At 54.3% G+C, this 1984-nt stretch carries 2 protein-coding genes and 2 pseudogenes; all 4 read left to right on the top strand.

The genetic code is table 11. The annotated features are described in order from the left end of the window. Positions 1-157: 157 nt before the first annotated feature. A complete protein-coding gene (locus Q2B33_RS23965) occupies positions 158-703 on the top strand; it encodes a phage tail tape measure protein (RefSeq protein WP_330691429.1) in 546 nt (181 codons plus the stop codon). 100 nt (positions 704-803) lie between these two features. Continuing rightward, on the top strand, positions 804-1184 hold the full coding sequence (locus Q2B33_RS23960; protein ID WP_300817791.1) for a hypothetical protein: 381 nt from the start codon (positions 804-806) through the stop codon (positions 1182-1184). After that, positions 1078-1876, top strand: a pseudogene (locus Q2B33_RS24645) (glucosaminidase domain-containing protein); the annotation flags it as partial. The gene Q2B33_RS23960 and the pseudogene Q2B33_RS24645, both read left to right, overlap by 107 nt. Beyond that, positions 1843-1984 (top strand): annotated as a pseudogene (locus Q2B33_RS24640) (recombinase family protein); the annotation flags it as partial. The pseudogenes Q2B33_RS24645 and Q2B33_RS24640, both read left to right, overlap by 34 nt.

Raw genomic sequence — 1984 nt, 5'->3', positions numbered from 1 at the left:
TACGCAATAGGGCTTGAAAAGGCTTGATTTTTAAGGCGTTTCAGACACGAAAACCACCGGGCAAGGGTTTTATACTCCCCACACGCGAAAACAGCTTCTAAACGTCCACAGGCGCGTTTTACGCCCCTTTTCCGGCCCCGTTTCCGGCCGCACCATCATGAGCAACCTTTCCGGGGAAGTGAAAATCTGCGGTTCGAGCATCGGGGAGGTCACGATCGCCACCACCAATGCGGACGGGAGCATGAGGGATTTGAGAGCCATCCTGGCTGACTGCAGGACGGCTTTCGGCGGCCTGTCGGAATCCGAAAAGGCAGCGGCGGCAGAGGCTCTAGTGGGAAAGAATGCCATGTCCGGCTTCCTTGCTCTGATGAATGCCGCCCCTGCGGACATTGAGAAGGTGAGCAGCGCCATAGCAAACTGTGATGGGAAATCTGCGGAGATGGCGGCGACCATGCAGGATAACCTTGCCGGGCAGCTTGCCATCCTGAAAAGCCAGTTGGAAGAGCTGGCTATTTCTTTCGGTGAAATCCTCATGCCAGCCATATGCCAGATTGTCACATGGGTGCAGGGATTCGTTGACAAGCTCAACGGCATGGATGAGGGCACCAAGAATACCATTGTCACTATCGGATTACTTGCTGCGGCAATCGGCCCTGTATTAACATTATCGGGAAAGTGGTTTCGGCAGTGGGAAGCATCATGACCTTCATCCCCACGCTGATTGGCGGCATTTCCAGTATCGGCGGAGGGCTTAGTGCCTTATGGGGCATCCTTGCGGCGAACCCCGTCACTTTAGTGATCTCGTGGTCAATGCGATAAAGGAGGTCATTACTTCCGTCTGGAATGCCATTAAATCCACGGTTACCAGTATCGTGGGCGGCCTGAAAGACGCGGTGGTAAATGTGTTCAACAGCCTGCTCTCAGGAATCAAGAATGCCATGAGCGGAATCGCCGGGGCGGTGAAGAGCGGATTCGATGCGGCGGTCGATTTTATCAAGGGGCTGCCCTCACAGGCATTGCAGTGGGGCAAAGACATCATCGGCGGCCTGATAGACGGCATCAAGTCCAAAATCAGCGGAGATGAAAGCATACCTCAAAAAGAAGAATCCGGCTGTGCCACAGTCCGTTCTGGATATGGTTCCGCTGTACCTTTCGGAAGGGGAGGCGGAGGGCGTGAGGGGTGATATGGCCTTTGTGCAGTCCTGTCTGGAAACGGGGAATTTCACTTTCTCCGGCTCGGCGGTCACTCTTTCGCAGAACAGTTTCTGCGGTCTTGGGGTGACACAGAGGGGCAAAGCGGGGCTGTCCTTTGAATCGCCGCAGCTTGGCATCCGTGCGCAGATACAGCATCTCAAAGCCTATGCCTCCACGGATAAACTGCGGAAGGCAAGAATTGATCCCCGGTTCCGCTATGTCACAAGGGGCTGCGCGCCTTATGTGGAGTGGCTCGGCCAGAAGGAGAACCCGCAGGGGAAAGGCTGGGCGGCAGGAGAGAAGTATGGGGAGAAGATTCTTTCCATCCTGAAAGCTGTTATGGAGGAAGGGAAAGTGCAGTTCATGGAGAGCCTTACCCTTTCCGGACCCTACATGGTGCGGGTATCTATCCCCGATTTATAATGCTTAACGATTTCACCTGCCGTGAAACCAGACTGCATAACGCTGACTGGTTCAATCGCATGATTACATTAGGCAGTATTCAGCGTTATGCAGTATAAATATCCGCAGAGGCCCCGGAACGTCATACCCAAAGACGGGCAAATTTACTGGTGTTGGCATTTTCACTGTGGTTGAGGAAAAGGACGGCTGGGGGCTGCTCAAAGCCTATGAGGAAAAGCGCAACGGGTGTATTTCACCGAGGACGGCATATGGACCATGAACGATGAGGACGGGGAACTGCGGCTGACCATCATGGCGACCCTTGCGCAGAATGAATCGAAAAAGACCTCCATGCGGGTGAAGGCGGGGCAGATGGTCTCCTTCCAGA

Origin of the sequence: uncultured Acetatifactor sp., from assembly GCF_948601915.1 — a bacterium.
Classification (GTDB): domain Bacteria; phylum Bacillota; class Clostridia; order Lachnospirales; family Lachnospiraceae; genus Acetatifactor.
Note: the sequence above shows the minus strand (reverse complement) of the source record. Positions and strands in the feature narration are given on the sequence as shown.